At 51.2% G+C, this 25,324-nt stretch carries 24 protein-coding genes and 1 riboswitch; of the genes, 12 read left to right on the forward strand and 12 right to left on the reverse strand.

The genetic code is table 11. From position 1 onward, the window contains the following. Window positions 1-4: 4 nt before the first annotated feature. Window positions 5-310 carry an accessory factor UbiK family protein gene (locus K5Y32_RS18545; RefSeq protein ID WP_110867312.1) on the reverse strand — a complete coding sequence of 102 codons (306 nt, stop codon included), beginning with the start codon at window positions 308-310 and terminating at the stop codon, window positions 5-7. Window positions 311-481: 171 nt separating this feature from the next. After that, window positions 482-631, forward strand: a riboswitch (FMN riboswitch). Between the two features lie 105 nt (window positions 632-736). Here K5Y32_RS18545 and ribB point away from each other — a divergent pair. Further along, a complete protein-coding gene (ribB, locus tag K5Y32_RS18550) occupies window positions 737-1,393 on the forward strand; it encodes a 3,4-dihydroxy-2-butanone-4-phosphate synthase (RefSeq protein WP_222185384.1) in 657 nt (218 codons plus the stop codon). A 58-nt stretch (window positions 1,394-1,451) separates the two neighbouring features. Here the strand turns inward: ribB and K5Y32_RS18555 are convergent, their stop codons facing one another. Next, the gene (locus K5Y32_RS18555; RefSeq protein WP_222185385.1) at window positions 1,452-1,835 is read right to left on the reverse strand and encodes a cell wall hydrolase; all 384 of its coding nucleotides are present in this window, start codon (window positions 1,833-1,835) and stop codon (window positions 1,452-1,454) included. A gap of 273 nt (window positions 1,836-2,108) precedes the next feature. On the opposite strand from K5Y32_RS18555, the gene ygiD reads away from it, so the two are divergent. Beyond that, window positions 2,109-2,894: a 4,5-DOPA dioxygenase extradiol gene (gene ygiD / locus K5Y32_RS18560; protein ID WP_222185386.1), complete on the forward strand. Its 786-nt coding sequence runs from the start codon at window positions 2,109-2,111 to the stop codon at window positions 2,892-2,894. Window positions 2,895-2,932: 38 nt separating this feature from the next. On the opposite strand, the gene K5Y32_RS18565 is transcribed toward ygiD, so the two are convergent. From K5Y32_RS18565 to K5Y32_RS18580, 4 genes are all read right to left on the reverse strand, one after another. Further along, window positions 2,933-4,096, reverse strand: coding sequence for a glutathionylspermidine synthase family protein (locus K5Y32_RS18565; RefSeq protein ID WP_222185387.1), 1,164 nt, complete (start codon window positions 4,094-4,096; stop codon window positions 2,933-2,935). Window positions 4,097-4,104: 8 nt separating this feature from the next. Continuing rightward, window positions 4,105-4,779 carry a DUF1190 family protein gene (locus tag K5Y32_RS18570; RefSeq protein ID WP_222185388.1) on the reverse strand — a complete coding sequence of 225 codons (675 nt, stop codon included), beginning with the start codon at window positions 4,777-4,779 and terminating at the stop codon, window positions 4,105-4,107. A gap of 140 nt (window positions 4,780-4,919) precedes the next feature. Then, complete coding sequence (tolC, locus tag K5Y32_RS18575) at window positions 4,920-6,392, reverse strand: outer membrane channel protein TolC (RefSeq protein WP_222185389.1); 1,473 nt, start codon at window positions 6,390-6,392, stop codon at window positions 4,920-4,922. After that, window positions 6,389-6,580: a hypothetical protein gene (locus K5Y32_RS18580; RefSeq protein WP_225614418.1), complete on the reverse strand. Its 192-nt coding sequence runs from the start codon at window positions 6,578-6,580 to the stop codon at window positions 6,389-6,391. Before K5Y32_RS18580 ends, tolC begins: the two co-directional genes overlap by 4 nt. 25 nt (window positions 6,581-6,605) lie before the next feature. On the opposite strand from K5Y32_RS18580, the gene nudF reads away from it, so the two are divergent. From nudF to parE, 5 genes are read left to right on the forward strand one after another with little or no spacing between them, the layout of a single operon-like run. Beyond that, the gene (gene nudF, locus K5Y32_RS18585; RefSeq protein WP_222185390.1) at window positions 6,606-7,241 is read left to right on the forward strand and encodes an ADP-ribose diphosphatase; all 636 of its coding nucleotides are present in this window, start codon (window positions 6,606-6,608) and stop codon (window positions 7,239-7,241) included. Continuing rightward, window positions 7,238-7,663 carry a DUF1249 family protein gene (locus K5Y32_RS18590; protein WP_222185391.1) on the forward strand — a complete coding sequence of 142 codons (426 nt, stop codon included), beginning with the start codon at window positions 7,238-7,240 and terminating at the stop codon, window positions 7,661-7,663. The genes nudF and K5Y32_RS18590 overlap by 4 nt, the downstream gene beginning before the upstream one ends. A gap of 44 nt (window positions 7,664-7,707) precedes the next feature. Next, entirely contained in the window at window positions 7,708-8,535 is an 828-nt protein-coding gene (gene cpdA / locus K5Y32_RS18595) for a 3',5'-cyclic-AMP phosphodiesterase (protein WP_222185392.1), read from the forward strand. Between the two features lie 3 nt (window positions 8,536-8,538). Beyond that, window positions 8,539-9,120, forward strand: a complete 582-nt coding sequence (gene yqiA / locus K5Y32_RS18600) for an esterase YqiA (protein WP_176972208.1) — start codon at window positions 8,539-8,541, stop codon at window positions 9,118-9,120. Between the two features lie 46 nt (window positions 9,121-9,166). Next, window positions 9,167-11,062 (forward strand): DNA topoisomerase IV subunit B, encoded by a 1,896-nt coding sequence (parE, locus tag K5Y32_RS18605; RefSeq protein WP_222185393.1) that lies wholly within the window; start codon window positions 9,167-9,169, stop codon window positions 11,060-11,062. Between the two features lie 27 nt (window positions 11,063-11,089). Here parE and K5Y32_RS18610 read toward each other — a convergent pair whose 3' ends face one another. Continuing rightward, complete coding sequence (locus K5Y32_RS18610) at window positions 11,090-12,565, reverse strand: tetratricopeptide repeat protein (protein ID WP_222185394.1); 1,476 nt, start codon at window positions 12,563-12,565, stop codon at window positions 11,090-11,092. 92 nt (window positions 12,566-12,657) lie between these two features. Here K5Y32_RS18610 and K5Y32_RS18615 point away from each other — a divergent pair, with 92 nt between their 5' ends. The 4 genes from K5Y32_RS18615 to K5Y32_RS18630 all read left to right on the forward strand — a co-directional run bounded on the left by K5Y32_RS18615 (window position 12,658) and on the right by K5Y32_RS18630 (window position 20,306). Next, window positions 12,658-13,557 (forward strand): LysR substrate-binding domain-containing protein, encoded by a 900-nt coding sequence (locus tag K5Y32_RS18615; RefSeq protein ID WP_222185395.1) that lies wholly within the window; start codon window positions 12,658-12,660, stop codon window positions 13,555-13,557. 254 nt (window positions 13,558-13,811) lie between these two features. Beyond that, window positions 13,812-16,004 carry an Ig-like domain-containing protein gene (locus tag K5Y32_RS18620; protein WP_222185396.1) on the forward strand — a complete coding sequence of 731 codons (2,193 nt, stop codon included), beginning with the start codon at window positions 13,812-13,814 and terminating at the stop codon, window positions 16,002-16,004. A 71-nt stretch (window positions 16,005-16,075) separates the two neighbouring features. Then, complete coding sequence (locus K5Y32_RS18625; protein ID WP_222185397.1) at window positions 16,076-16,945, forward strand: OmpA family protein; 870 nt, start codon at window positions 16,076-16,078, stop codon at window positions 16,943-16,945. 205 nt (window positions 16,946-17,150) lie between these two features. Then, the gene (locus K5Y32_RS18630) at window positions 17,151-20,306 is read left to right on the forward strand and encodes an Ig-like domain-containing protein (RefSeq protein WP_222185398.1); all 3,156 of its coding nucleotides are present in this window, start codon (window positions 17,151-17,153) and stop codon (window positions 20,304-20,306) included. A gap of 85 nt (window positions 20,307-20,391) precedes the next feature. Here the strand turns inward: K5Y32_RS18630 and K5Y32_RS18635 are convergent, their stop codons facing one another. Next, window positions 20,392-20,700: a putative quinol monooxygenase gene (locus K5Y32_RS18635; protein WP_008103384.1), complete on the reverse strand. Its 309-nt coding sequence runs from the start codon at window positions 20,698-20,700 to the stop codon at window positions 20,392-20,394. 31 nt (window positions 20,701-20,731) lie between these two features. Next, window positions 20,732-21,310, reverse strand: a complete 579-nt coding sequence (locus K5Y32_RS18640; RefSeq protein WP_222185399.1) for an NAD(P)H-dependent oxidoreductase — start codon at window positions 21,308-21,310, stop codon at window positions 20,732-20,734. A 163-nt stretch (window positions 21,311-21,473) separates the two neighbouring features. Between K5Y32_RS18640 and K5Y32_RS18645 the strand changes: the two genes are divergently transcribed. Further along, complete coding sequence (locus K5Y32_RS18645) at window positions 21,474-22,238, forward strand: transporter substrate-binding domain-containing protein (RefSeq protein ID WP_222185400.1); 765 nt, start codon at window positions 21,474-21,476, stop codon at window positions 22,236-22,238. 138 nt (window positions 22,239-22,376) lie between these two features. On the opposite strand, the gene K5Y32_RS18650 is transcribed toward K5Y32_RS18645, so the two are convergent. The 3 genes from K5Y32_RS18650 to K5Y32_RS18660 form a co-directional block, all read right to left on the reverse strand. Next, window positions 22,377-23,240 (reverse strand): ketose-bisphosphate aldolase, encoded by an 864-nt coding sequence (locus tag K5Y32_RS18650; protein ID WP_101763006.1) that lies wholly within the window; start codon window positions 23,238-23,240, stop codon window positions 22,377-22,379. Window positions 23,241-23,368: 128 nt separating this feature from the next. Next, window positions 23,369-24,220 (reverse strand): class II fructose-bisphosphate aldolase, encoded by an 852-nt coding sequence (locus K5Y32_RS18655; RefSeq protein WP_222185401.1) that lies wholly within the window; start codon window positions 24,218-24,220, stop codon window positions 23,369-23,371. Between the two features lie 9 nt (window positions 24,221-24,229). Beyond that, window positions 24,230-25,321: a PTS fructose transporter subunit IIC gene (locus tag K5Y32_RS18660; RefSeq protein ID WP_222185402.1), complete on the reverse strand. Its 1,092-nt coding sequence runs from the start codon at window positions 25,319-25,321 to the stop codon at window positions 24,230-24,232. Window positions 25,322-25,324 lie beyond the last annotated feature (3 nt).

Raw genomic sequence — 25,324 nt, forward strand, 5'->3', positions numbered from 1 at the left:
TAGCTTACTGTGGAGTATCAATTTTCCCTGCGGGATCTGGCGTGACGATCGCCGGCGCGGGTGCTGCTGGACTTTCACTTTCTAACTTCGCCAGGCGCTGTTCCAGCGCAGCTAATTTCTCGCGCGTGCGCAGCAGAACCTGCGTCTGCACATCAAACTCTTCACGGTTAACCAGGTCCATGCGCGTCAACTGCGCCTGCAATACCTGACGGATTTTCTTTTCGACATCATCGCCAAAATCGCGAATCCCTTTCGGCATAGCTTCATGTACCTGGCGAGCCAGTTGTTCAATTTTTTTCGTGTCGATCATGATTATTTCCTGATTACGGTGGCCGATAGCTGCGCGTGTTCGGACTCAATAGCTATTAAGTGTAATGCCTGAAACGAAAAGGTTAAACCTGAAATCCGCAACGCAGGAAATGCAAAAGCATTTGCACTTTTGTCGATTGCCCGACCAGATGATTGGCGTTATAGTTTGTTCGCTTATTCTCAGGGCGGGGCGAAATTCCCCACCGGCGGTAAATCAGCTCTAGCTGAAAGCCCGCGAGCGCTCTCACAGCAATGTGAAAGGTCAGCAGATCCGGTGTAATTCCGGAGCCGACGGTTAGAGTCCGGATGGGAGAGGGTAACGACATCAGCCGGGCTTTGCCCGCGTCACGTTTTTGCCATGTGTTTTGTACGCACTCCTAAGCACGCCCTGGTTCTGGTAACTCATATTTTATAAGGTTTTTTTACCATGAATCAGACGCTTTTTTCTGAATTTGGCACGCCTGAACAGCGTGTAGAGCGCGCCATTGATGCGCTGCGCAACGGCCGCGGTGTAATGGTGCTCGACGATGAAAATCGTGAAAACGAAGGTGACATGATCTTCCCGGCAGAAACCATGACCGTTGAACAGATGGCATTAACCATCCGTCACGGCAGCGGTATTGTGTGTCTCTGCATCACCGAAGAGCGCCGCCAGCAGCTTGAGCTGCCAATGATGGTGGAAACTAACACCAGCGCTTACGGCACCGGTTTTACAGTGACGATCGAAGCTGCAAGCGGTGTGACCACCGGCGTTTCTGCTGCCGATCGCATTACCACTATTCGCGCGGCGGTGGCTGATGGCGCTAAGCCTTCAGACCTTAACCGTCCGGGCCATGTGTTCCCGCTGCGTGCGCGTGAAGGCGGCGTTCTGTCGCGTGGTGGACACACCGAAGCAACTATCGATCTGGTGACTCTGGCAGGGTTCAAACCGGCAGGTGTACTGTGCGAATTAACCAATGATGATGGCAGCATGGCGCACGCGCCAGAAGCGATCGTGTTTGCTAAGCAACATGATATGGCGGTCGTTACCATCGAAGATTTGGTGGCTTATCGCCGTCAGCGTGAAACGCGTCACGCCAGCTAACTGAATAGATATATAAGAAAGAGGCCGGATAGATATCTATCCGGCCTCTTTTTTTGTTTTAGCGATTGGCATAAAACACGTGATTGCCAATTACCACTGTACGTTGAAAGGCATGACGCCAGGCCGGTTTGACGCTATGTGCATGGAAAAAGGTTGCGCCTTGAGTTACGTCCTGTAATTCCCCTTCAACGATCTTCTGTGCCAGCTTTCTGGCGCGTTGCCAGCTCTTATCTTCATGTGGTGGATACCGATAAGGATTCTTTTTGAGAGACGTCCAGGAGAACTGCTTAGGTGCATACACCACAGGACAGATCTCTTTGACATCCCAGTTGGCCCGATTCATCGTCACGGTGCCAACCGCTATTTGTCCCTTAATCGGTTCGCCACGCGCCTCATGGTAGATATTCATCGCCAGGCACAGTATTGCTCCCTGAATTAACATAAATTCCAACTCATGTTTCTAAAACCGGGTGGAGTTTATGAAGTAGATTCACTGAATGTAACAAGACCGGTCTCGCTCGGTCTTAGGTGCGGGCTATATCACTGATATCTAAAAGGTCCGCACGCAATATTGAGACCCATCTTGTCTCGAATTTCCCCACCCAATATCATTCAAATTCCCTGACAGAGATCATCATACTTATCAGCGTTAATCCCCCAGCGAAAGCGCGTATCGTAGCGGTTAACAAAGCTACACTTCGTCAGAGGATTAATCATGAGCACTAGACGCATGCCTGCGTTGTTCCTTGGTCACGGCAGCCCGATGAACGTACTGGAAGATAATCGTTATACCCAAACCTGGCAGCATTTGGGCGCAACGTTGCCGCGTCCACGTGCGATTCTCGCGGTTTCGGCGCACTGGTACACACGCGGTACGGCGGTGACGGCGATGAATAATCCACGCACTATCCATGATTTTGGTGGTTTCCCACAGGCACTATTTGATGTGCGCTATCCCGCGCCTGGATCGCCAGAACTGGCTCAGCAAGTGATTGATTTACTGGCACCGATCGCCATTCATGCCGATCAGGAGTGGGGTTTTGATCATGGTTCCTGGGGCGTGTTGGCAAAAATGTATCCCGATGCCGACATTCCGGTGGTGCAACTGAGTATTGACGGCACTAAACCTGCTGAATGGCACTTCGCATTGGGGCAAAAGCTGGCGTCATTGCGAGAGGAAGGTGTGATGATCGTGGCCAGCGGTAACGTGGTACACAATCTGCGTATGCTGCGCTGGCAGGGTGCGGAAACGGCGTATCCGTGGGCGGAGAGCTTTGATCAGTTTGTACGTGAGAATCTGGATTTTCAGGGCGAGGTGGCGGAGCACCCATTGGTGAACTTTATGCAGCATCCGGATGCACAGCTTTCAAACCCTACGCCGGAACACTATCTACCGCTGCTCTATATTCTTGGGGCGCGTGCTGCTGATGAAGCGATCAGCCTTCCCGTGGAAGGTATGGAGATGGGCGCGATCAGCATGATGTCGGTGCAGATTGGTTAATGCGCGTGGCCGCCCGAATATTACGGGCGGCACATCGTTTACTCAATAAAGGTATGCGGATAGAAGCGCGACAGATCCTGCGTGATCAATGCACGATCTTCACGTAAGCCGATACCGGCAGGTTGATCATCAATCAGCCAGCTACCGAACAACGTATAGCTGTCACCAAATTTCGGTAGCTGATAGAACTGCTGAATAATCATGCCTTCTTCGCCATACGGGCCATCGGCGCGGGCGATCTCCTGACCGTTCTCAATGATGCGAATATTGGCACCTTCGCGCGAAAACAGCGGTTTCATCACGTACTTATCCATCTGCGGCGCATTGTTATCATCGGCAAAATAAGCGGGCAGCAAGTTGGGATGATTAGGGAACATCTCCCACAGCAGCGGCAACAGCGCTTTATTGGAAATGATGCTTTTCCATGCCGGTTCCAGCCAACGCACGCCCGCGTCCGCCAGCTTAGTGGAGAACACTTCGCGCAGCATGAATTCCCACGGATAGAGCTTAAACAGATTGCTGATGACCTGGTCGTTTACGTCGGTAAACTGGCCTCTTTCACCCAATCCAATCTCGTCAATATAGAGAAACTCGCTCGGCAATCCGGCTTCGGTGGCGCAGTCCTGCAGATATTGCACCGTGGCGCGATCTTCCTCGGTATCACGACAGCAGGAGAAGTGCAGCCAGTTGAAACCGAACTGTTGATGCAGCGTGGCGAAGCGCTCGATCAGCTTCTCTTGCAGGCTGTTGAACTGGTCGCTGCCCTGCGGCAGGTTGCCCGCTTTAACCTGGTCTTCCAGCCATATCCACTGAAAGAAGGCTGCTTCATACAGCGAGGTTGGCGTGTCGGCGTTGTTTTCCAGCAGCTTGGCGTCACCTTTGCCATCCCATGCCAGATCGAGGCGCGAATAGAGCGAAGGCTGGCGCAACTTCCAGGAATCACGCACAAAGTCCCAGGTGTGCTTAGGAATACAGAAACGGGTGAGCAGCTCGTCACTGTTCACCACTTTTTCCACCGCCTGCAAACACATCTGGTGCAGTTCGGCGGTGGTATCCTCAAGCTGTTCAACCTGCGCTAGCGTGAATTGGTAGTACGCATCTTCACACCAGTAAGGTTCGCCATACATGGTGTGAAACTGGAAACCATACTCCGCGGCTTTTTCACGCCAGTCTGGACGTTCGGGGATTGCAATACGTTGCATGCTGCGGCTTAGCCTCCCAGCGAGCGGCTGCCGGTGCCAGAAGCACTGCTGCGCTGCATGGTGTTTTGTTTTGCCACGCTGTCACCAAAGCCGCCACGCGTAATGGTGGAAGTGGTCGCGGGTTTCGGCGCCATTGCTGTTTTCGGCACGTTGATGGTGCGGCCCGATGTGGCATTACCGTAGTTTTTACCCGCCGCATCAACAAATTTTCCGTTTGCCGGGCTGTTCGGATTTTTTGGCGAGAACAGTGGCTGCTGGGCAAAGCCTGCGCCGCCGCTCATCATACGTCCCATCATGTAACCGGCCATCAACGGCATCCAGAAGCTACCGCTTTGCTGAGCTTCAGCGTTGTTAGCGGTGGTGCCCACACCCGCTTGTGCAGGCGTTTGCTGGCACTGGTTCTCACCAAACTCAGCCACACAATCTTCACGCGTGGCGTATTTTGGCGCGGTACGTTCGGCTTCTTTCTTTGCGTTGTTATACGCAGTGGTACATTGCGCGCTCTGGCCTGGATTGGCTTTGGCGCAATCATCTGCGTTTTGATAGAGCGACACCGTTTCATCACTCTGTTCGCAGCCTGCCAGCATAAACACTGCGCTAACGGCAAAGGCGACTGGCGTTAAGTGGCGTGCCTGCCAGCTTTTACGAAAAGCGGCATGGCGAATATTTTTCGTCCGTTTCATTATTTTCATCCTGTGCCCAAAGGTGGGGTAAGGATAGGGGATGAGCGGTGGAAAATGAAGCGCGAAGCCAGATGGGGAAAGGATCTTTACGTAGCTATACGATTGAAGGCGAAAGGGGCCGCATACGGCCCCCTGGGGAATTAATTACCGAATGGATTTCCGCTGCTGCGTGTGGCAGCTGGACGGGCTTGTGCGGCGGCTGAAGGCGATGAAGCTTTCGGACCGTTATCCACACGCGCGGCCTGCTGGTTATTCTCCGGCGCCACCACTTCTGGTGTCGTGGTGATCTCTTTGCCCAGCGTGCTGTTCAGCTGCTGCAGATCCTGCTCGTTCAACGTACCCAGCGCATATTTGATATTCAGCTGGTTAATCAGGTAGCTATAACGCGCATCAGAAAGCTGCTGTTTAGCATTGAACAGCGTGGTAGTCGCATCCAGCACATCAACGATGGTACGCGTACCGACCTGATAACCGGCTTCCATCGCATCCAATGAGCTTTGTGCAGAGACAACTGCCTGCTTATAAGCATCGATGCTGCTGATAGAGGCATTCACGTTATTGAATGAAGAACGCACCGTCTGAACCGCGCTACGATGCGCGCCTTCCAGCTGTTCGCTGGCCGCGACATAGTTGTACTGCGCCTGTTTCACCTGCGAAGTCACCGAACCGCCGCTGTACAGTGGCATAGTGAAGCTCAGGCCAACCTGGTTAGAACCGGTGATGGAATCGGTGCTGCCAGCGCTCTGATTGGCTCGGCTGCCGCCATATTTGCTGTTCGACATACCGGTTGAGGCGGTCAAATCCAGCGTCGGCATGTGGCCGGTTTCGGCTGAACGAATCTGTTCACGTGCCAGATCCTGGCTCAGACGCGCAGAAAGCAAGGTCAGGTTGCGGCTCTCTGCTTCTTTCAGCAGGCTGGCAACGGCATCTGGACGCGCGGTTTTGAAACGATCGATATTCAGTGAAGCCAGCGACAGATAATCCATGCCGGTAATCTGACGCAGCGATTCCACCGCATTATCGAGGTTGTTACGTGCAGTCACTTCGTTGGCCAGCACGGTGTCATACTGAGCGCGGGCGTTCTGCACATCAGTGATCGCGACCAGACCCACGTTGAAGCGCTGAGTGGTTTGATCCAATTCGCGATAGATCGACTGTTTCTGTGCTTCGGTGTAAGAAAGCGTATCGATCGCTTTCAACACGTTGAAATAAGCCGTTGCACTGTTCAGGATCAGATCTTGCTGTGCCACCTGATAAGTGACGTCCTGAATACCGGCCTGTTTTTCCTGCAGCGACAGCGCACGCCATTTCGACATATCGAAAATAGTTTGAGTTAATTGCAGAGAGGCGCTGGTCGTGTTGGAATGAAGTCCGCTGCTGTCACGGTAGCCATTGTTATAAGTGTAATCTGCGCCCAAGCCTAACTGCGGCAATAAAGGACTACGCGCTTCATTGATTTTCTCAAATGCAGCGTCGCGGTTAGCGGCAGAAGATCGCAGATCGGGGTTGCTAAGGCGCGCCTGCTGATAGACCTGCAACAGGTTTTCTGCCTGGCTGGCAAGGCTGAATCCGCCCAGAGTCAGCCCAATAAAAAGTGGGAGCAGTTTTTTCATTTGCATTCCTTTTGTTGCAGCAAAATGCACTGGTAGTGCTGCAGGTAAGCCAAAAAAATAATCGCCGATTCTACAGAGGCGGCGTCAGAGATAAGTTGGCTGAACGTGCCTTCTTCCCCTAATTTACGTAAATAATTCAAAAAGAACCACTCGGACGGAGCGGTAGACTTGGCTTTTCTTTGCTCCATCCCAATCTGCATAAGGAATCAGACGATGGCGAGTGAAAAAAAATCCCCTGTGACTTTCACAAAAAACGATGTAGAAATTATTGCACGCGAAACGCGTTACGATGGTTTTTTTTCCATCGTCAGCTACCGTTTCCGCCACCGTCGTTTTAATGGCGAAATGAGTGGTGAGGTGGTGCGCGAAGTTTTTGAGCGCGGACACGCCGCCGTGCTGCTACCCTATGATCCCTTGCGTGATGAAGTGGTACTGATCGAACAGATCCGCATACCCGCTTTCGATTCCAGCCCAACGCCCTGGCTGCTGGAAATGGTGGCTGGCATCATCGAACCTGGCGAAACACCAGAAGATGTCGCACGACGTGAGGCGGTAGAAGAGGCTGGCCTTAAGGTTGGCCGCGTCAAACCGATAGTGAATTACTTAGCCAGCCCCGGCGGAACGTCTGAACGTTTGTCGGTGCTGGTAGGCGAAGTGGATGCCAGCCTGGCAGAGGGAAATCACGGGCTGGAGGAAGAGAATGAGGATATTCTTGTCCATGTGGTGAGCCGCGAACAGGCTTATCGCTGGGTGGAAGAGGGGATTATTGATAACGCGGCATCTGTCATCGCCTTGCAATGGCTGGCGTTGCACCATGAAAAACTACGAGAAGAGTGGAAGCTAAAATGAAACAGCGCTATACCCCTGACTTTCCCGAAATGATGCGTCTGTGCGAAACCAATTTCGCCCAGCTGCGTCGCCTGCTGCCGCGCAGTGACGAGGCAGGCGCATCGGTGATTTATCAGGTGAATGGCGCCAGCTATCAGCTCACCATCGAAGAATCGACGCGATACACCACGCTGGTGGAAGTGCGTCAGGTGGCGCCCGCGGTGAGTTACTGGAGCCTGCCTTCTATGTCGGTGCGGCTCTATCATGATGCGATGGTCGCTGAAGTGTGTTCCACTAAACAGATCTACCGATTTAAAGCGCGCTATGATTATCCTAATAAAAAACTGCATCAGCGCGATGAAAAACATCAGATTAACCAGTTCCTTGCGGATTGGTTGCGTTACTGCTTAGCGCACGGCGCTGTGGCAGTACCGGTTTGCTGATAGCGTAAAAAACGCAACGATGGCGTGGAGATTAAGGAAACGCTTTGGATAGCCTGCTAACTCTTCCTGCGCAAGATGGGTCTGATATCAGGATTTTACAAATCACGGATACCCACCTTTTTGCTGGAAAACATCAATCGCTGCTTGGGGTAAATACCTGGTCGAGTTTTGATGCGGTACTGGATGCTATTGAAGTACAACAGCGCCAGTATGATCTGATTATCGCCACTGGCGATCTCGCTCAGGATCACACCGTCGAAGCTTACCAACACTTTGTAGCGGGCATTAATCGTCTGCCGAAACCGTGCGTCTGGCTGCCGGGAAATCACGATTTTCAGCCGGCGATGGTGGATACGCTGGCCGACGCGGGCATCAAATCCGACAAGCACGTTCTGTTAGGCGATCACTGGCAGCTGGTGCTGCTGGATAGCCAGGTATTTGGCGTGCCGCACGGCATGTTGAGCGAATATCAGCTGGAGTGGCTGCACACCGCGTTAAGCAAGTACCCGGAACGTCACACTTTGGTACTTTTGCATCATCATCCGCTGGCTTCCGGTTGTACCTGGTTAGATCAGCACAGCTTGCGCAATCCACATCAGCTGGAGGCGGTGCTGCAACACTTCCCGCGCGCGCGCAATCTGGTGTGCGGCCATATTCACCAGGAACTCGATCTCGACTGGCATGGTCGCCGCGTGATGGCTTCGCCATCGACCTGCGTACAGTTCAAACCGCATTGCACCAACTTCACCATTGATACGTTGGCGCCGGGCTGGCGCTGGTTCACCTTGCAGCCTGACGGTACGCTGCACACCGAAGTGAATCGCCTGCAAAGTGACATGTTCCGCCCCGATCTTGATTCCGAGGGCTACTAAGCAATGGCGGCGCTGATCTATCTGCATGGCTTCAACAGTTCCCCGCAATCGGCGAAAGCCACGCAGCTGCAGCAATGGCTCAACGAGCAGCATCCTCATATTAATGTGATGGTGCCGCAACTGCCGACATTCCCGGCCGAAGCCGCCAGTATGCTGGAAGAGCTGGTAATGCAATATGCCGGTGAACCGCTGGGCTTGGTGGGATCGTCGCTGGGCGGCTATTTTGCGACCTGGCTGTCGCAATGTTTCATGTTGCCTGCGGTGGTGGTCAATCCGGCCGTACGGCCGTTTGAGCTGCTGGTGGATTACCTCGGCGAAAACCGTAATCCCTACACCGGCCAGCAATATGTGTTAGAGTCTCGCCACATTTACGATCTGAAAGTAATGCAGATTGACCCTCTTGAAGCGCCCGATTTACTCTGGCTGCTGCAACAAACCGGCGATGAAATACTCGATTATCGCCAGGCGCTGGAGTATTACAGCGCATGCCGCCAGACGGTTGAAGAGGGCGGCAATCATGCCTATATCGGATTCGAACGCCATTTCGCACAGATCGTTGATTTTCTGGGATTAAACGCCCAGTGACCTTGCGAAGTGGGGCCATTTTACTATTGCTAATCAGACATTTACGATGAGCCAATCAAGCTATAATGCCGATGCCATTGAGGTCCTGACCGGCCTTGAACCGGTGCGTCGTCGTCCGGGGATGTACACCGATACCACGCGCCCGAACCACCTGGGCCAGGAGGTGATCGATAACAGCGTCGATGAGGCGCTGGCCGGTCACGCTAAACGCGTGGAAGTCATTCTTCATGCCGACCAGTCGCTGGAAGTTATTGATGATGGTCGTGGCATGCCAGTGGATATCCATCCGGAAGAAGGCGTGCCAGCGGTTGAGCTGATTCTTTGTCGCCTGCATGCGGGCGGCAAATTCTCCAACAAAAACTATCAGTTCTCAGGCGGCTTGCACGGCGTCGGGATCTCGGTGGTTAACGCCTTGTCGAAGCGCGTGGAAGTTACCGTGCGACGTAACGGCGAAATCTACCAGATTGCCTTCGAAAATGGCGACAAGGTGCAGGATCTTACGGTTACCGGCACCGTCGGTAAACGCAATACCGGTACCAGCGTGCACTTCTGGCCAGATGAAAGCTTCTTTGATAGCCCGCGTTTCTCGGTTTCTCGTTTATCACATCTGTTAAAAGCCAAAGCCGTGCTCTGTCCGGGCGTTGAAATTGTTTTTAAAGACAAGGTCAACGACACCGAACAAACCTGGATGTATCAGGATGGCCTGACCGATTACCTGTGTGAAGCGGTTGACGGCTTACCCACGCTGCCGGAAAAACCCTTTGTGGGCAGTTTTGCTGGCGATGTGGAAGCGGTGGATTGGGCGCTGCTTTGGCTGCCGGAAGGCGGAGAGCTGCTAACAGAAAGCTACGTTAACCTGATCCCAACCATGCAAGGCGGCACGCACGTCAACGGTTTGCGTCAGGGCTTGCTGGATGCCATGCGCGAGTTTTGCGAATACCGCAATATTCTGCCACGCGGCGTAAAGCTGTCGGCAGAAGATATCTGGGATCGCTGTGCGTACGTGCTGTCGGTGAAGATGCAGGATCCACAGTTTGCCGGGCAGACTAAAGAGCGCCTGTCGTCGCGTCAGTGTGCGGCATTCGTCTCCGCGGTGGTCAAAGATGCCTTCAGCCTGTGGCTGAATCAAAACGTGCAGGCGGCTGAAATGCTGGCCGAGCTGGCGATCTCCAGCGCGCAGCGCCGCATGCGCGCCGCGAAGAAAGTGGTGCGTAAAAAACTCACCAGCGGCCCGGCGCTGCCGGGCAAACTGGCTGACTGCACCGCACAAGATTTGAACAAAACCGAGCTGTTCCTCGTCGAAGGAGATTCTGCGGGCGGATCCGCCAAGCAAGCGCGCGATCGTGATTATCAGGCGATTATGCCGCTGAAAGGCAAGATCCTTAACACCTGGGAAGTCTCTTCGGACGAAGTGCTGGCCTCGCAGGAAGTGCATGATATTTCAGTGGCGATCGGTATCGACCCCGACAGTGAAGATTTGAGCCAACTGCGTTACGGCAAGATTTGTATTCTTGCGGATGCGGACTCTGATGGTCTGCACATTGCCACGCTGCTGTGCGCGCTGTTTGTGAAGCACTTCCGTTCGCTGGTGCAGCATGGCCATGTCTATGTGGCCATGCCGCCGCTCTATCGCATCGATCTCGGCAAAGAAGTCTATTACGCCCTGGATGAGGATGAGAAAGAGGGCGTGCTGGATCAGCTGAAGCGCAAGAAAGGTAAGCCAAACGTGCAACGCTTTAAGGGCTTGGGTGAAATGAACCCGCTGCAGCTGCGCGAAACCACGCTCGATCCGAATACACGTCGCCTGGTGCAATTGACGATCAGCGATGAGGATGTCGATCAAACCCTACGCATGATGGACATGCTGCTGGCGAAGAAACGCTCGGAAGACCGCCGCAACTGGCTGCAAGAGAAAGGCGATTTAGCCGACCTCGAAGTATAAAAAACAGGGACGCCATGGCGTCCCTGTTTATTGCTGCAGCAATGCCTGTTTAACCCGCGCAATGACCGCGCTCCACTCTTCATCTTGCCCGCGCGCAAACAGTCTCATTTGCGGATACCACGGCGAATCTTCGCGATTTTCTAACCAGCGCCAATCGCGCGCCCAGGCCGGTAACAATACCCAACACGGTTTACCCAATGCTCCTGCCAGATGAATTACTGATGTATCGACGCCTATCACCAAATCCAGCTGCGCAATAACTGCGGCCGTGTCCTGATAACTGCTGAACTGCGCACCAAGTGGCTGCACGTGTGGGAAATCGATAACGTCCTCTTCACCCGCGCCTTTTTGCAGGCTTATCCAGATAATATCAGGCAGGTCAAATAACGGTGCAAGCTGTGACAAATGCGCAAGCGAGCGTTGGCTATCATTCTTATGTTCGCTGGATCCTTTCCACACGATACCGATTTTTTTTCCGTTGCCCTTAATCGGCCACTTTTCCTGCTGATCAGCGGTGCTGAACAGATAAGGATGTTGCGCGCTGAAGGGCTGCGTTGAATTGAGGAAATGCTGCGGTAAATCAAGTAGCGAGCACCAATAATCAGCCTGTGGCAGCGTATGTTGTGACTCTCCCCGCGTAAGATAATGATCGAGCTGTGGCAGCGAAATCATCAACGGTTTTAAGGCCGCGCTCCCCAGCATGATCACTGTCTTCGCCTGCTTTTCGGTTTTCACGCGTGTGAGAAAGCGGCAGAACTGAATCTCATCGCCCATTCCCTGTTCAGTCCGCACCAGCAGCGCTTTATTGCGCAGATCCTCTCCTTGCCAGTAGCGAATGGGCAGTTTAGGTAAGGTAAAGAAGCGGTCGGGATTATCCGACGCATAACGCGCCTGATAGTTGGACCAGCCTGCAGCAAAGTTGCCCTGCTGCAGTTGCACCATGCCGAGCGCAGTACGACAGCGTCGATCGGCGCGACGTACGTGCAACACTTGCTGCATCAGACTTTCTGCTTCTTGCAGCTGCCCCATATGCGCCAGCAACGTACTCATACCATAGCGGGCTTCGATATAATCAGATTGGCTCTGCAGCGCCAATTGATACTGCTTTAAAGCCAGGTGATAGCGCTGCTGCTTATGCAGCAAAATAGCATAGTTATTGTGGCAGGCGGCATAGCCAGCATGCACTTTAATCGCGGTCTGATAACAGGCTTCCGCCTCGTCCCAACGTCCGGCTTCATAATGGGTTAAGCCGAGTCCATTGAGTAATCCGGCATCCTGTGGCGTAAGCTTCAGTGCCCGCTGATAGTAGCGCTGAGCCAGATCGAGCTCGCCGCTGCGTCGTGCAAGTCGTGCGGCTTCAAACAGGAACCAGCTATCGTAGGGAGCAAGCGTCAGATGCGCTCGAATCTTACGCCAGGCTTCTTCCTGTCGCCCTTGCTGCAGCAACTGGGTTACCGCTTGTTGCTGACGTAAATCGTTAGCCATCCGAGGTTTATGACGCATTGTGATACCCTGCTGCTAATAAAGTGGCGTAATTTAAGTCAAAAGTGTCAGAAACAGCGCTAAGACAGGTCTGGTTCTTTGAGGATGGAAATTTGAAAATAACACTGGAAGAGTTGCGTGCCTGGGTCACGGTGGTGGATACCGGATCAATCACTTCAGCCGCAGAGCAGCTAGATCAAACCAGCTCTGGCGTGAGTCGTGCGCTTAGCCGCCTCGAAAGTAAGCTACAAACCACCTTGATGCATCGCACCACGCGTCGCCTGGCTCTGACCGAAGAGGGGCTGATTTTTCTCGATCACGCGCGGCAGATTCTGGCTTCGGTTGAACAAGCGGAAGAACAAATTGCGCAGCGTCGGGACATCCCGTCAGGACGTTTACGCGTCAACGCCAATACCCCGTTTACTCTACACGTCATTGTGCCGTTGGTGGCGGAGTTCCGTCAGCGCTATCCGCTGATTCAGCTGGAACTCAACACCGACGATATCGTGATCGATCTGCTGGAACAGCAAACGGACATCGCCATTCGTATCGGCGAATTGCGTGACTCAACGCTGCGTGCGCGTGTGCTTGGAAGCAGCGCAATACGTTTGCTAGCAAGTCCTGCGTATCTGGATAAGTTTGGTTTACCGGAAAACGTTGATGCACTAGCAAACCATCAACTACTGGGTTTCAGTCAGCTTGATGCCCATAACGTCTGGCCGGTGTGGCAGCGGGAAGGTGAGTTCCTGCGCATCAAACCTACGCTTTCCGCCTCCAGTGGCGAAACATTGCGTCAACTGGCTTTAGCTGGGCAAGGTATCGTACGTTTATCCGATTTTGTCAGCCGTGAAGATCGCGTCAGTGGGCGCCTGGTGCAGATTCTTGAAACGGAAAACCGTGAGCAGCGTTTACCTATTCACGCAGTCTATTACCGCAATCAATCCCTTACCTCGCGCATTACCTGTTTTCTGGATTTTTTAAGCAAAAAAATTCAGGAAAATCATCTGTTATAGCCCTCAAATAATTTTTTTTCCGCTAGTTTGAGATTCAATTAAATATATTAATTCAATCAGTTGATTGGAATTTTTCACTTTAGGCAACGTTAGACACTTTTTCTTTCCTATACGGGACATTTCTTATGTCTCGGAAATCTCACTTTCCGGATTATGACGCTCACTTTGAGCCTGCTTCGGTAGGTTTAGCCAGGGAGATTGTTGCGTTTGTCAGCAATCGTGCAGTCGAAAATAATGTATGAAAGGGATTAATCATGAATGTTTCGCCCGTGAGTGTTGCGATTATTGATAAAAAAACAATAACTAAAGCAGAGGTGTTGCGTGTTGGGAAAGAGGGTAAAGCCGCGAAAGTTCAGGCTATTACCAACGGTAAATATATGCTTGCGCAAGGTAGTGACGGTGTTGCACCGGAAAATATTACTGTCAAACGCGTAGGAAAAAATCTTCTGGTAATGCTGGAAGGTTCTGATAGCAATGACCCCGACCTTATTATCGAAGATTTCTTTGCTAAATCCGGCAGCTTAGTGGGTAAAGCTGAAGATGGCGAAATGCATGCATATGTTGCTACCGATGGTGATGCCAGTCATGAAGCTGAAGCACTTGCTGATGGTGAAACAGCAGCATTGGCCTTAGGCGAAGCCGTTGTCGATAACAATAATGATGGATTTGCATTGGCATCGGGTTTTGAGTGGTCACCGGCATTGATCGCTTTAGGTAGCATGGCGGCGATTGCTGCTGCTGCAGGATTGGGCTATGTGGCAGCCAAAGATCAGTATCAAGACAGCAACAATGGCGGTCAGGGTGGTAAAGGCGGAGACGGCGGCAAAGGTGGCGATGGCGGCAAAGGTGGTGGTGAAAACGGTGGCGGCAATGTAAGCATTCCGGTGGTGAATGGCATATTCGACGATGTAGGTAGCATCACTGGATTGATCGCTAAAGGTGGCCGAACCGATGACGTCACGCCGACTCTGAATGGTACTGGCACCAAAGGAAACGTGATTGAAGTATGGGATGGCACCACCAAAATTGGTGAAACTACCGTTGGTGAAAATGGTACCTGGTCTTTCACACCTGGAAAAGCGCTGGGAGCAGGTAGCCACAGCATTACTACCCGTGAGCGCAATGAAAACGGCGTAGTGAGCGAGTCAAGTGAAGCATGGGGTTTTGTAATTGATCTGACTGCACCAGCACAAGGTACCATTGGTGGCATGTTCGACGACAGTACGAATCCACCAAAAGAAATTACAAAAAATGGCGTCACCAAAGACAATACGCCAAGTCTTTCAGGTAAAGCTGAAGTTGGCTCTACTGTTGAAATCTGGAAAGATCGTCAATTGCTGGGTACCGCGAAAACTGATAGTGAAGGTAACTGGAAATTCACTAGCCCAGAATTGGCCGACGGAATACATAAATTCAGCATTGTGGTCGTTGATGAGGTAGGTAATAAATCTTTTGGATCAGATGAATGGGCTGTTGAGGTTGATACCATTGCGCCAGAAAATAAAGGCATCGGTGCAATTAAAGATAGCAATGAAAAACCGATAGAAAATAGTGATGAAACTCAAGATAGCACCCCAACGTTTTCTGGTGTCGGTGAGAAAGGTGATATCGTCAAAATTATCGATAACGGCAAAGTAATAGGTAGTGCCGTAATTGATCATAAAGGCGAGTGGACCTTTACACCGGAAGAATCTTTACAAAACGGTAAACATGAATTCCAAATCATCATTGTAGATCCAGCCGGTAATGAATCTGAGAGTTCTGAAAAAGTCGTCGTTGATATTAATGATCCAAAGGCACCAGTCGACCCTGATCCGGTTGAAGAAGTTATTCCTGATCCAAATGTGCCAGTAACCGGTGTAATTGGAGATGTTTATCGCGATGAAAAATTGGATGGTGGTAAAAAAATACCTGTGGGTAAGCAACCTATTGCGAGCGGCGATGCAGTAAATGATTCGACCATCTTTGTTGGCGGCACCGGAATTCCCGGGGACATCGTATATGTTTGGATAAATGGTGCTAAAAATCACTTTTATCTTTCATCTACAGTCGATGCAACAGGAAAGTGGAGTATCCCAACACCAGAGCTTCCAGATGATAAATATAATATTGAGGCTGCTTTCCAGGATGCTGATGGTGTTGTGACGGCTAAAACGCCTGTATTTGCAGTTGAAATCGACACTATACCGCCAGAATCTGTTGCTCCGGGTGATCTCTTCCCCGATTCAACAAACCAAATTAACATTTCTGATTTACTTTCAGATCAGCATGACACGTTGTTTGGCGAATCTCAGGAAGAAAATATTCTTTCCAAAGATCTTGATGAAAGTTCTTTAAATAATATTACGTCTGATTTTAACGTCAATCATTCTACCCTTAATGGGGTGGTTTCGTTAGATGTCTCTTCGCTTGATAATCACTTGGTTTTTCGTGACTTATCTGAATAATTAATACATTTGCTAATTTTAATTTTGGATAAAAGAAAGTGTCATTTGGCACTTTCTTTTAGGGAGTTGTAATGAATATTAAAAGTGTTTCGATTATCGCCGTTATTGCATCATTGTCCATAACTACGGGAATTCAAGCGCAAACTATTTTTGGGAAATCATGGCTATCAGTGCCAGCAGCGGCGGAAGATCAAACCAAAATTGTTTATTATCGAACTGCTGATAATGATAAAAGTGCGGCACATATCTATGTGGATGGTGAATTCCAGACCGCACTTTTATCGGGTGGATACACGGTGTTTTGTCTAAAGCCAGGTATGCATTCATTAGGAAGTTACACCGATGATGCACCACGCTATCAAGGTAAACAACAACAGCAGTGGCGAGATTCATTGGCTGCGGGGAAAACCTATTATGTTTCTGCAAGTCTTGATGGCTCTGGTCGTCCCCATGTTGTAGAAACCTCCGTGGCGCAGCAACAGTTGATGGGTACCCGGCAGCAAGCGCATTTGCTTTCCCGTGCCTCTTCCGTTATCTCATGTAAGATGGATGCCGCTCAATCATATAATAATTACGAGTTTTCATCTGATCTATTATTTAATTTCGCTAGTGCCAGCAGTGACGATATTTCTTCTCAAGGCCATAACGCTATTCAGCAATTCGCGCATTTACTGAAACGCAGTGGCAAATCGGAGCAGCATATTATTGTTACTGGTTTTACCGATCCTATTGGTGATGAACAGAGTAATCTAAAGTTAGGCCAACGCCGCGCTGATACTATTAAGGAATTATTAGTCAATAATGGTTTAAATGGTGACAAGATTCAGTCGCAAAGTATGGGTGAAAGTCAGGTCTCTAAACACTGCTCAGGGTCATTAAAACAGCAGCGTTTGTGCTATGCGACCGAGCGCCGTGTAGTAATCAGTGTAGAAAGGAAATAATTTTATTTCCCCGCTTTAGTTTTCGCACGGTCTGAATTGTATAGATTTAGACCATTTTATAAACATCAGTATCCCATTAATTTTTTTATCTTCCCAATTAATTGGGACATATCTTGTGTTAGCTACTTCGCTAACTGGCTCAGAATGTTTGTGTACCGGGATGGAACCGGAACTCTAAACCGAAATATCAAAAAAGGATGCTATCATGGCTAATAACAGCATTAATGAAGTTAAAAAACAGGCAATAAATACCATCACCGACAGTAATTTTGGCTGGAATAATATCTATGCTTCAAATGGTGAAAATGGAAGGGTTGAAATTATTATCGACGGCGTGACTACTTATGTCGATATTAACGCAGAAGGTAAGTGGTCATTCACTCCTCCGGCTGGTTGGGATGAAGGCTTGCATGCCGTTCAGATTACCATTATTGATGCAGCAGGAAACCGTGCAGCGCCAACTTCATTAATTGTTAATCTGGATACCAAAGCGCCAGTAGCCCCAGAAATTTGGCGTGTAGTAGATAATACCGGTAAAGATAAAGGTAATTTGACTCCAGGCGATACTACTGATGAGTCTAATCCAGTGGTTTCTGGTGTAGGAGAGCCTGGTTCAATCGTTTATATCTTTGATAATAACGGCACAACCGCCATAAATTCCGCGCAAGTGAATAGCATGGGTGCGTGGACAATTCCACTAACTCTGACCGATGGCGACCACAGTCTGACCGCTGTTGTAAAAGATGCGGGTAAACACGAAAGCCCGGCGTCTGCGGCTTTCAATCTTAAAATTGAATCTGGCAAAGTGGTGATGGCCGAAAATTCGGCGCCAGTGGCTGAGCAACACATTGAGCCAGTAGCAACTACTCACGATTTTGGCACCTTCGCAAACGCGTATGTAAAATACACAAAGAACAACGTGATCAGCACATCTCTTAAGGCTGAACCTTTTAGCACGATTGAGATTACGATTAACAATACGGTAACCACCGTCTTAGCAGATGCTGACGGAAAATGGTCCTTTAGCTCTGATGCACTGCCTGATGGCACCTACTTCTTCCAGTATCGTGAGCGTGATCAAGCAGGTAACTGGGGGTTGAAACCAACTCAAGTTATTTTCTACATTCAAGCTGAAGGCCCTGAAGCGCCACAAATTATGCGTGTCATTGATGATGAAGGCAAAATTGACTATTTAACATCAGGCCAATATACCGATGACAAATCGCCAACCTTGTCAGGCGTTGCTCAACCGGGCTCTATGGTATACCTCTATGGCGCCTCTGCTACCCCAATTAGCAGTACTGTTGCAGGCCAGGATGGCCGCTGGAGCTTTTTCCCAAATCTGACTAACGATGATACTTATGTCTTCAGCGTGGCGTACAAGGATAGGTTTGATCGTATGAGCCCGAAATCTGACAACTTCATCCTGAAGCTGGATGCAACTGCACCAAGCACACCAGAAATTAATGAAGCCTTTGATGATTTTGGTAAAACAGCCGTACTGCATTCGGGTGATAAAACCGATGACACCATGCCTAATCTCTCTGGCGTAGCTGATGCCGGTTCAATCGTGCGTATTTGGGATGGCAATGAGATCATTGGTAGCACTGTTGCTAATAATCGCGGCCAATGGAGCTTTGATGTGGATAAGGATCTGGCTGAAGGCTCACACTCACTGCGTGTAGACTCGGTCTCAAAAGGGGGGAGTGCTTCTGCTAAATCCGATGAATTCATCCTCATTGTAGATACTACATCTCCACCAACAGCAGAAATCGGTGAAGTTGTTGCTAACAACGGTGCCACCGATCGTGTTCTGGTTAGTGGTGATTCAACCAATGATGACACGCCTGTACTGCGCGGTACCGGTAATCAAGGTGAGATTGTTCACGTTTATGACGGAAACAATGTAGTTAAATCAACTGTAGTTAAACCTGACGGCACGTGGGAGATCGAACTCGATCCATTAGATGAGAATTCGCATGAGCTGAAGATTAAAGTTGAGGATCCTGCGACAGGTAAAAAGTCTGATTTCTCTACCCCAGTGATTATCGTGGTGGATCTCACTCCACCAAATAAACCTGGTGTGCCTGAAATTATTGATAATACCGGTGGTGACCTGGGTACGGTTCAGCCAGGAACGCCAATTGACGAAACCAAACCTGAATTCAAAGGTGGTGGCGCGAATCCAGGTGATATCGTTGAAGTCGTTATCATTGACGAAAATGGTGACGAGAAAGTTATTGGTAGCGGCAAGGTTGATGCAGGTGGTAACTGGACTGTGACACCAACAGATCCAATTGGTGATGGCGAATATGAAGTTATCGTTGAAGTCACCGATCCGGCAGGTAACAAATCAGACCCTTCAGACCCAATTGATCTGATCATTGATACTCAAGTGCCAGATAAAATTGCCAATTTTGAAATGTGGGATGATGTTGGCGTTAAAACCGGCCTAATTTCTGAAGGTGACATCACCGACGATAAAACCCCAACCGTACGCGGCACCGGTGTAGATGGTACTAAAGTCATTATCTGGGATGGCAATACAGAAATTGGCACTGCCGTGGTCACTAATGGACAGTGGAGCTATGATCTGAAAGACTTGGCTGAAGGTGCGCATAACATCCGCGTTCAGCCTGTCAGCGCATCAGGTGTTCGTGGTCCAATTAACGATGGTATCAACTTTGAGGTGGATCTGACTCCTCCTGGTGGTGGTACCTTCGTGGGCGGTACCTATATTGATGCATATGGATATACTAAAACGTTGGATACCAATCCAACTAATGACGGTAATCCAAGAAAGATGAATGGCCAGTTGCTGACTTTGAAAGGTACAGGTGAAGATGGCACCATTGTTGTGCTATATGGCGATGCTGCACACACTGAGGTACTCGGCAGCGCTGTAGTGACTGCGGGCGAGTGGGAACTTAAGACCGTTGCGCTTGAAGAACGCGTTTACGACTTCTCCTTCGGTTACCGCGATGCTGCAGGTAATGAAACTGCGGGTAGCGAAACGTTCAAGCTGGAAATTGACGTTACTCCACCACCATCTGTTGATCCGGGCGATCTGTTCCCAGACTCAGTGAATAGCCTTCTGATGACAATGTCTCTGAATGACATCCTGGGAATGAGCGATGATTCCCTGTTCATCGACAACGGTAAAACCCAGTTGATGATTGCTGACGCAGGTAAAGAAGTTGCTCTGGAAGATATCTTGCCGAAAGGTGAAGAAGTGAGTAACTGGACCCAGGCAAATGGCACCGTAACCGTGGCAGGCGTTGAATACAACGTTTACCAGAACAACGGTGGCGATGCTGAAGTGATGGTTCCACAGTATCTGATGCAGGAACAACAGCACTAATCTCTGATTAGCTGCTAAATAAAAGGCCCGGTCGCGAGACCGGGCCTTTTTTGATGTAAGGTACTGAACGACCAAGCAAATCGAGTTATTTAGCCGCTTCCAGCACCAGAATCTTCACATCTACCACTTCATCTTTAATCAACGCGCGATGCGCATCCATATGTGGCATTTGCTGATGCTGCTCCAGATGGCGCAGTGATTCCCACAACTCCAGCATGAAAATCGAATCAGGTGAATTCTGTTTCCACGGCACTTGTGCCTGATGATCAACTAATGCGTCATATTGATGGCAGCCATCTTCTTCCAGCACGGTAGGAATCAGCTGATTAATCGCATCCAAAACCACCTGACGACGGCCCGGTTTGACACAAATCTCTGCAACGACGGTTAACATAGTGCTTCCTCTTTTCCTTGGGTGCTTACAGTTAACCAAAGATCTGGCTGAGATGAGTCCGATAACGTTCGATATCGCGCGGTACGTTCGGCATTTTAATCACATCGTTACAGATAAAGGTCGGCAAACCTTCCATACCGAGGAACTGGTTGGCCTTATGGAAGTGCAGATACAAACCGTCCACGCCCACGCCTTCAAAAAACTGCTCAGGATCGTTAAAGGCTTCCAGCGGAGCGTTCCAGGTCAATGACAGCATGTATTTCTTACCCTGAATCAGGCCGCCGGAGCCATATTTTTTACCGGCATCGCTGCGTGTGCGGCCATCGCTGGCATACAGTGAACCGTGACCTTCGGTGAAGACATCATCGATATACTTTTTTACTGTCCACGGCTCGCCCATCCACCAGCCGGGCATTTGATAAATCACCACATCGCTGTCGAGGTACTTCTGCACTTCTTCTGCCACGTTGTAATCGCTGTCGGCAATCGTTACCTGTACCTGATGACCAAGATCGCGCAACTGGCTGGCTGCGACGTCAGTTAAGGTATGGTTCAGTTCGCCTTTCGAATGGGCGAAGGTTTTGCCACCATCGATAATTAAAAAGTTCATGTCATCCGCTCCGTTTCTCGTTGATGCCGCACACTCTACGCGCGCGCAGCAGCGAGAAAAATGCGTGATCGATCACAACACTTTTGCTAATAAAGCAATAATACGCAGGGTTATGAAACAATCCGTGAGCAAACCAACATCAACTCCCATAAAAGAAGAAAACATGAAAACCGCGATACTGAGTGCATTACTTATGGTGACGGGCGCTGCTCAGGCGCAATCCCACCTCGATGACATCCGCGCAAGCAAAACCTTAAAAGTCTGTACCACCGGTGATTACAAGCCATATAGCTATTTGCGTAGCGATGGCCAATATGAAGGATTGGATATCAGCATGGCGCAATCGCTGGCGGCAAGTCTGGGCGCAAAAGTGCAGTGGGTGCCAACCACATGGAAAACCCTGAGCGATGATTTTGTGGCCAAGCAGTGTGATATCGCATTGGGCGGCGTATCAGTCACCCTCAAGCGTCAGCAGATCGCCTGGTTTGCTCAGCCGCTCGGTGTTGATGGAAAAATTCCACTGGTGCGCTGTGCTGATAAAGCGAAATACCAGACGGTTGAACAGATTAACAAGGCGAGCGTGCGCGTGATCGAACCGGCGGGCGGCACCAACGAAGCCTTCGTGCACAGCCATCTGCCGCAGGCGACGCTGCAGCTGGCTGACAATGTGGGGATTTTCCAGCAGTTGGTGGATAACAAAGCGGACGTAATGATCACCGATGCGTCTGAAGCGCTGTTCCAGCAGCAGCATTATCCCGCGCTGTGCGCCATCAATCCGGACAAACCGATGCAGTACGGCGAGAAGGCCTACATGATCCCGCGCGATGATATGAGCTGGAAGTTGTATGTCGATCAGTGGCTGCATCTCAGCACCGCCACCGGCGAATACGCGCTGATTGCTAAACAATGGTTGGGTGCGACTAAATAACAAAAGAGCGCGATAAATCGCGACGCTACAAATATGTGCGCGTGGCTGATTACCATACTTAATATCTGCACATACCGTAGCGGCGCAATTTATTGCGCATTGCCGAGCACGTTGAAGATGCCAGGCTTACTACTTAACTCAGCGATACAAACTCGCCTTACCCAACCCGCCAAACAGATTCATTTTGTAGCGAATGACTTCCTTCGCCGCCGCAATGGCATCGGGATAAATCACATTCGGATCCCACCAGGTTTCGCGTGCCAGAATCTCGCGCAGCTTAGCGAAATAGGCGAACTTCATGTCGCTGGAAATATTGATTTTGCCCACGCCCAGCGTCACCGCTTCCGCGATCTCGGCATCCGGATTTGCTGAACCGCCGTGCAGCACCAGCGGAATAGTGGTGCGCTGCGCAATGTCTCTGAGGATATGCATCTGCAGCTCAGGCTTCATATCTTTCGGGTAGATGCCGTGCGCGGTGCCAATCGCTACCGCCAGCGTATCTACACCGGTGCGCTGCACGAAATCCTCTGCCTGCGCCGGTTCGGTGTAGATCACTTTACTCACGCCGCCTTCCACTGAAGTGCCGGTATCGCCGATGGTGCCGAGTTCACCTTCCACCGAAACGCCCACCGCATGCGCCAGTTTCACCACTTCTTTGGTCAGCGCTACGTTCTCTTCATAAGGCAGCAATGAACCATCGATCATCACTGAGGTAAAGCCGCATTGAATAGCGCGCAACACCTGAGCAATGGACGCACCGTGATCGAGGTGGATGGTGAACGGCACTTTGCTTTTCAGCGTGCGCTCGCGCACATAGCCAAAGAACTCATCAGTGACAAACTCCAGCTCGCTTGGATGGATGGAAATGATCGCCGGCGTATGGGTAGCTTCAGCTTCTTCAACTACCGCGCGGATAAAGCAGCTGTCGGCCACATTAAAAGCGCCAATCGCGTAGCGGTGCTCACGAGTCGGTGCCAACATCTCTTTCATTGAAATCAACATGTTAATATTTCCTCAGCGTGATGTTTACCGGAGCCGACGCATGCGCCGACCCGATAGTGGATATGAATGTGAAATTTACAATGCGACGTAGGGTCGCCATTCATGGCGACCGCTAGCTAACCCGATGACTAAACCTTGCCCGCCGATCCCGACCAGCTCAGATACTCCGCCACCACTTCGCGGCAGGCGGACTCCATCAGCCCGAGCACATCGGCTAACTCAGCGTGAGGATGCTGCTTCAAGGCCTGTTCCACCGCCATTTTTCCGGCATCAAACACTGCCGCGCCGACGTTGATCTTGGCTACGCCAAACTCACTGACGCGGCGAATATCCTCAGCGGGCGTGCCCGATCCGCCGTGCAGCGCCAGCGGTCGCGAAGAAACCGCCTGCAACTCCTGCAAGCGCTGAAAGTCGATCTTTGGCTTCACACCCGCCGGATAAAGCCCGTGCGCGGTGCCAACCGAGATCGCCAGCAGGTCGATATCGGTCTGCTCGATAAACGGCAGCACATCGGCCACCTGCGTCATCTTCACTGAAGCATCAGCCAGCTCGTAGGTGGGCGCATCGGCGATATGTCCCAGCTCGCCCTCGACGCACACACCGGCGGTATGCGCCATCTTCACCACGGCGGCGGTCTGGCGAATGTTCTCGGCGAGCGGTTCAGACGAGGCATCGATCATCAAGCCGGTAAAACCGGCGCGAAATGCCTGACCAATCAGTGGAAAAGCTTTGCCATGATCGAGTGCCAGCGCCACCGGCACCCTGGCGGCATCGGCCAGCGCTCGCACTAACGGCACCGCGACAGCCGGCGGAAAGTGCGCGCTGTGTCCCTGATAAACATTGAGGATCAGCGGAGCGCGCTGCTGCTCGGCGGCCTGAATGGCGGCGCGCGCGGTTTCAAGGTTGAAGCTGTTGATCGCCAGCACCGCATAGCGCTGATGGGCGGCGGCCTGAATCAGGTCGTTCATCATGGCAAACATGGTGGCTCCTTATTCCAGAGTGAATTTGATCTCTTCATCGCGAACGCCGGGGGCTTCCACGTCATCGAACTCTTCATCCGCCTGCGTCACCGGCTTTTTCAGTATCGACAGCATCACGCCGCACACCGTGGTGCCGATGCCGAGCGCTAAACAGAACAGCCAGGGTTTGGTGAACAGCGGCACCACAAACATGCCGCCGTGCGGCACCGGTGCGCCAACGCCCCACACCATAATCAGCCCACCGGCGATGGCGGAAGCCACTACGCAGCTGCCAACCACGCGGAACAGATCGCGCGCCGCAATCGGAATCACGCCTTCGGTAATCATGCAGATGCCCATCGGGAACGCGGCTTTCAGCGCCTCTTTTTCCGCTTTGGTGTATTTGTTGCGGCTCAGCAAATAAGAGAGCGTGATGCCGAACGGCGGGATCATCGAACCGACAAACTTCACCGCTTCCGGCCCGTAAATGCCGTCAACCAGCATGCCGTCGGCGAACAGCGACATGGTTTTATTCACCGGACCGCCGAAGTCGAAGGTGGCCATTGCGCCTAGAATCGCGCCCATCACAAACTTTGAGCCGCCCTGCATCGACTCCAGCAGGGCAATCAGCGCCTTCTGCAGCCAGACAATCGGCTGACCGATAAAGGTCATCATCAGCAGCCCGGCAATGATGGTGCTCAGCACCGGCAGCACCATAATCGGCATTAAGCCCTGCATCGATTTCGGTAATTTGATAGTGCGGCGCAGCAGCAGCACCGTGTAACCGACCAGGAAGCCACCGAAGATGCCGCCGATAAAGCCGGTACCGATCTGCCCGCAGATAAAACCGACGATCAGGCCAGGCGCGAAGCCGGGACGATCGGCAATCGAGTAAGCAATCGCCGCGCTGATCAGCGGCACAATCAGGCCCATGCCCCAACCGCCGATCTGATTCAACATCCACGCGAGGGTGCCGGTCTGTTTACCGACATCCGGCCCGCCGATCACCTGGCCGAGCGCGATGCAGATCCCGGCGGCGACGATCAGCGGGATCATCCACGAGATCCCGGTAAGCAAATGCCCTTTGATCTCCTGGCCGTACTGACGTTTGTTGTCACTCATGAT

Origin of the sequence: Pantoea sp. DY-15 (assembly GCF_019795935.1) — a bacterium.
In the GTDB taxonomy this organism is placed as follows: domain Bacteria; phylum Pseudomonadota; class Gammaproteobacteria; order Enterobacterales; family Enterobacteriaceae; genus Pantoea; species Pantoea leporis.

What these genes read in the sequence shown, in the direction of transcription:
- K5Y32_RS18545 (WP_110867312.1), bottom strand. Translation starts at nt 310, where the DNA reads ATGATCGACACGAAAAAAATTGAACAACTGGCTCGCCAGGTACATGAA.
- ribB (WP_222185384.1), top strand. Translation starts at nt 737, where the DNA reads ATGAATCAGACGCTTTTTTCTGAATTTGGCACGCCTGAACAGCGTGTA.
- K5Y32_RS18555 (WP_222185385.1), bottom strand. Translation starts at nt 1,835, where the DNA reads ATGTTAATTCAGGGAGCAATACTGTGCCTGGCGATGAATATCTACCAT.
- ygiD (WP_222185386.1), top strand. Translation starts at nt 2,109, where the DNA reads ATGAGCACTAGACGCATGCCTGCGTTGTTCCTTGGTCACGGCAGCCCG.
- K5Y32_RS18565 (WP_222185387.1), bottom strand. Translation starts at nt 4,096, where the DNA reads ATGCAACGTATTGCAATCCCCGAACGTCCAGACTGGCGTGAAAAAGCC.
- K5Y32_RS18570 (WP_222185388.1), bottom strand. Translation starts at nt 4,779, where the DNA reads ATGAAACGGACGAAAAATATTCGCCATGCCGCTTTTCGTAAAAGCTGG.
- tolC (WP_222185389.1), bottom strand. Translation starts at nt 6,392, where the DNA reads ATGAAAAAACTGCTCCCACTTTTTATTGGGCTGACTCTGGGCGGATTC.
- K5Y32_RS18580 (WP_225614418.1), bottom strand. Translation starts at nt 6,580, where the DNA reads ATGGAGCAAAGAAAAGCCAAGTCTACCGCTCCGTCCGAGTGGTTCTTT.
- nudF (WP_222185390.1), top strand. Translation starts at nt 6,606, where the DNA reads ATGGCGAGTGAAAAAAAATCCCCTGTGACTTTCACAAAAAACGATGTA.
- K5Y32_RS18590 (WP_222185391.1), top strand. Translation starts at nt 7,238, where the DNA reads ATGAAACAGCGCTATACCCCTGACTTTCCCGAAATGATGCGTCTGTGC.
- yqiA (WP_176972208.1), top strand. Translation starts at nt 8,539, where the DNA reads ATGGCGGCGCTGATCTATCTGCATGGCTTCAACAGTTCCCCGCAATCG.
- parE (WP_222185393.1), top strand. Translation starts at nt 9,167, where the DNA reads ATGAGCCAATCAAGCTATAATGCCGATGCCATTGAGGTCCTGACCGGC.
- K5Y32_RS18610 (WP_222185394.1), bottom strand. Translation starts at nt 12,565, where the DNA reads ATGCGTCATAAACCTCGGATGGCTAACGATTTACGTCAGCAACAAGCG.
- K5Y32_RS18620 (WP_222185396.1), top strand. Translation starts at nt 13,812, where the DNA reads ATGAATGTTTCGCCCGTGAGTGTTGCGATTATTGATAAAAAAACAATA.
- K5Y32_RS18625 (WP_222185397.1), top strand. Translation starts at nt 16,076, where the DNA reads ATGAATATTAAAAGTGTTTCGATTATCGCCGTTATTGCATCATTGTCC.
- K5Y32_RS18630 (WP_222185398.1), top strand. Translation starts at nt 17,151, where the DNA reads ATGGCTAATAACAGCATTAATGAAGTTAAAAAACAGGCAATAAATACC.
- K5Y32_RS18635 (WP_008103384.1), bottom strand. Translation starts at nt 20,700, where the DNA reads ATGTTAACCGTCGTTGCAGAGATTTGTGTCAAACCGGGCCGTCGTCAG.
- K5Y32_RS18640 (WP_222185399.1), bottom strand. Translation starts at nt 21,310, where the DNA reads ATGAACTTTTTAATTATCGATGGTGGCAAAACCTTCGCCCATTCGAAA.
- K5Y32_RS18645 (WP_222185400.1), top strand. Translation starts at nt 21,474, where the DNA reads ATGAAAACCGCGATACTGAGTGCATTACTTATGGTGACGGGCGCTGCT.
- K5Y32_RS18650 (WP_101763006.1), bottom strand. Translation starts at nt 23,240, where the DNA reads ATGTTGATTTCAATGAAAGAGATGTTGGCACCGACTCGTGAGCACCGC.
- K5Y32_RS18655 (WP_222185401.1), bottom strand. Translation starts at nt 24,220, where the DNA reads ATGTTTGCCATGATGAACGACCTGATTCAGGCCGCCGCCCATCAGCGC.
- K5Y32_RS18660 (WP_222185402.1), bottom strand. Translation starts at nt 25,321, where the DNA reads ATGAGTGACAACAAACGTCAGTACGGCCAGGAGATCAAAGGGCATTTG.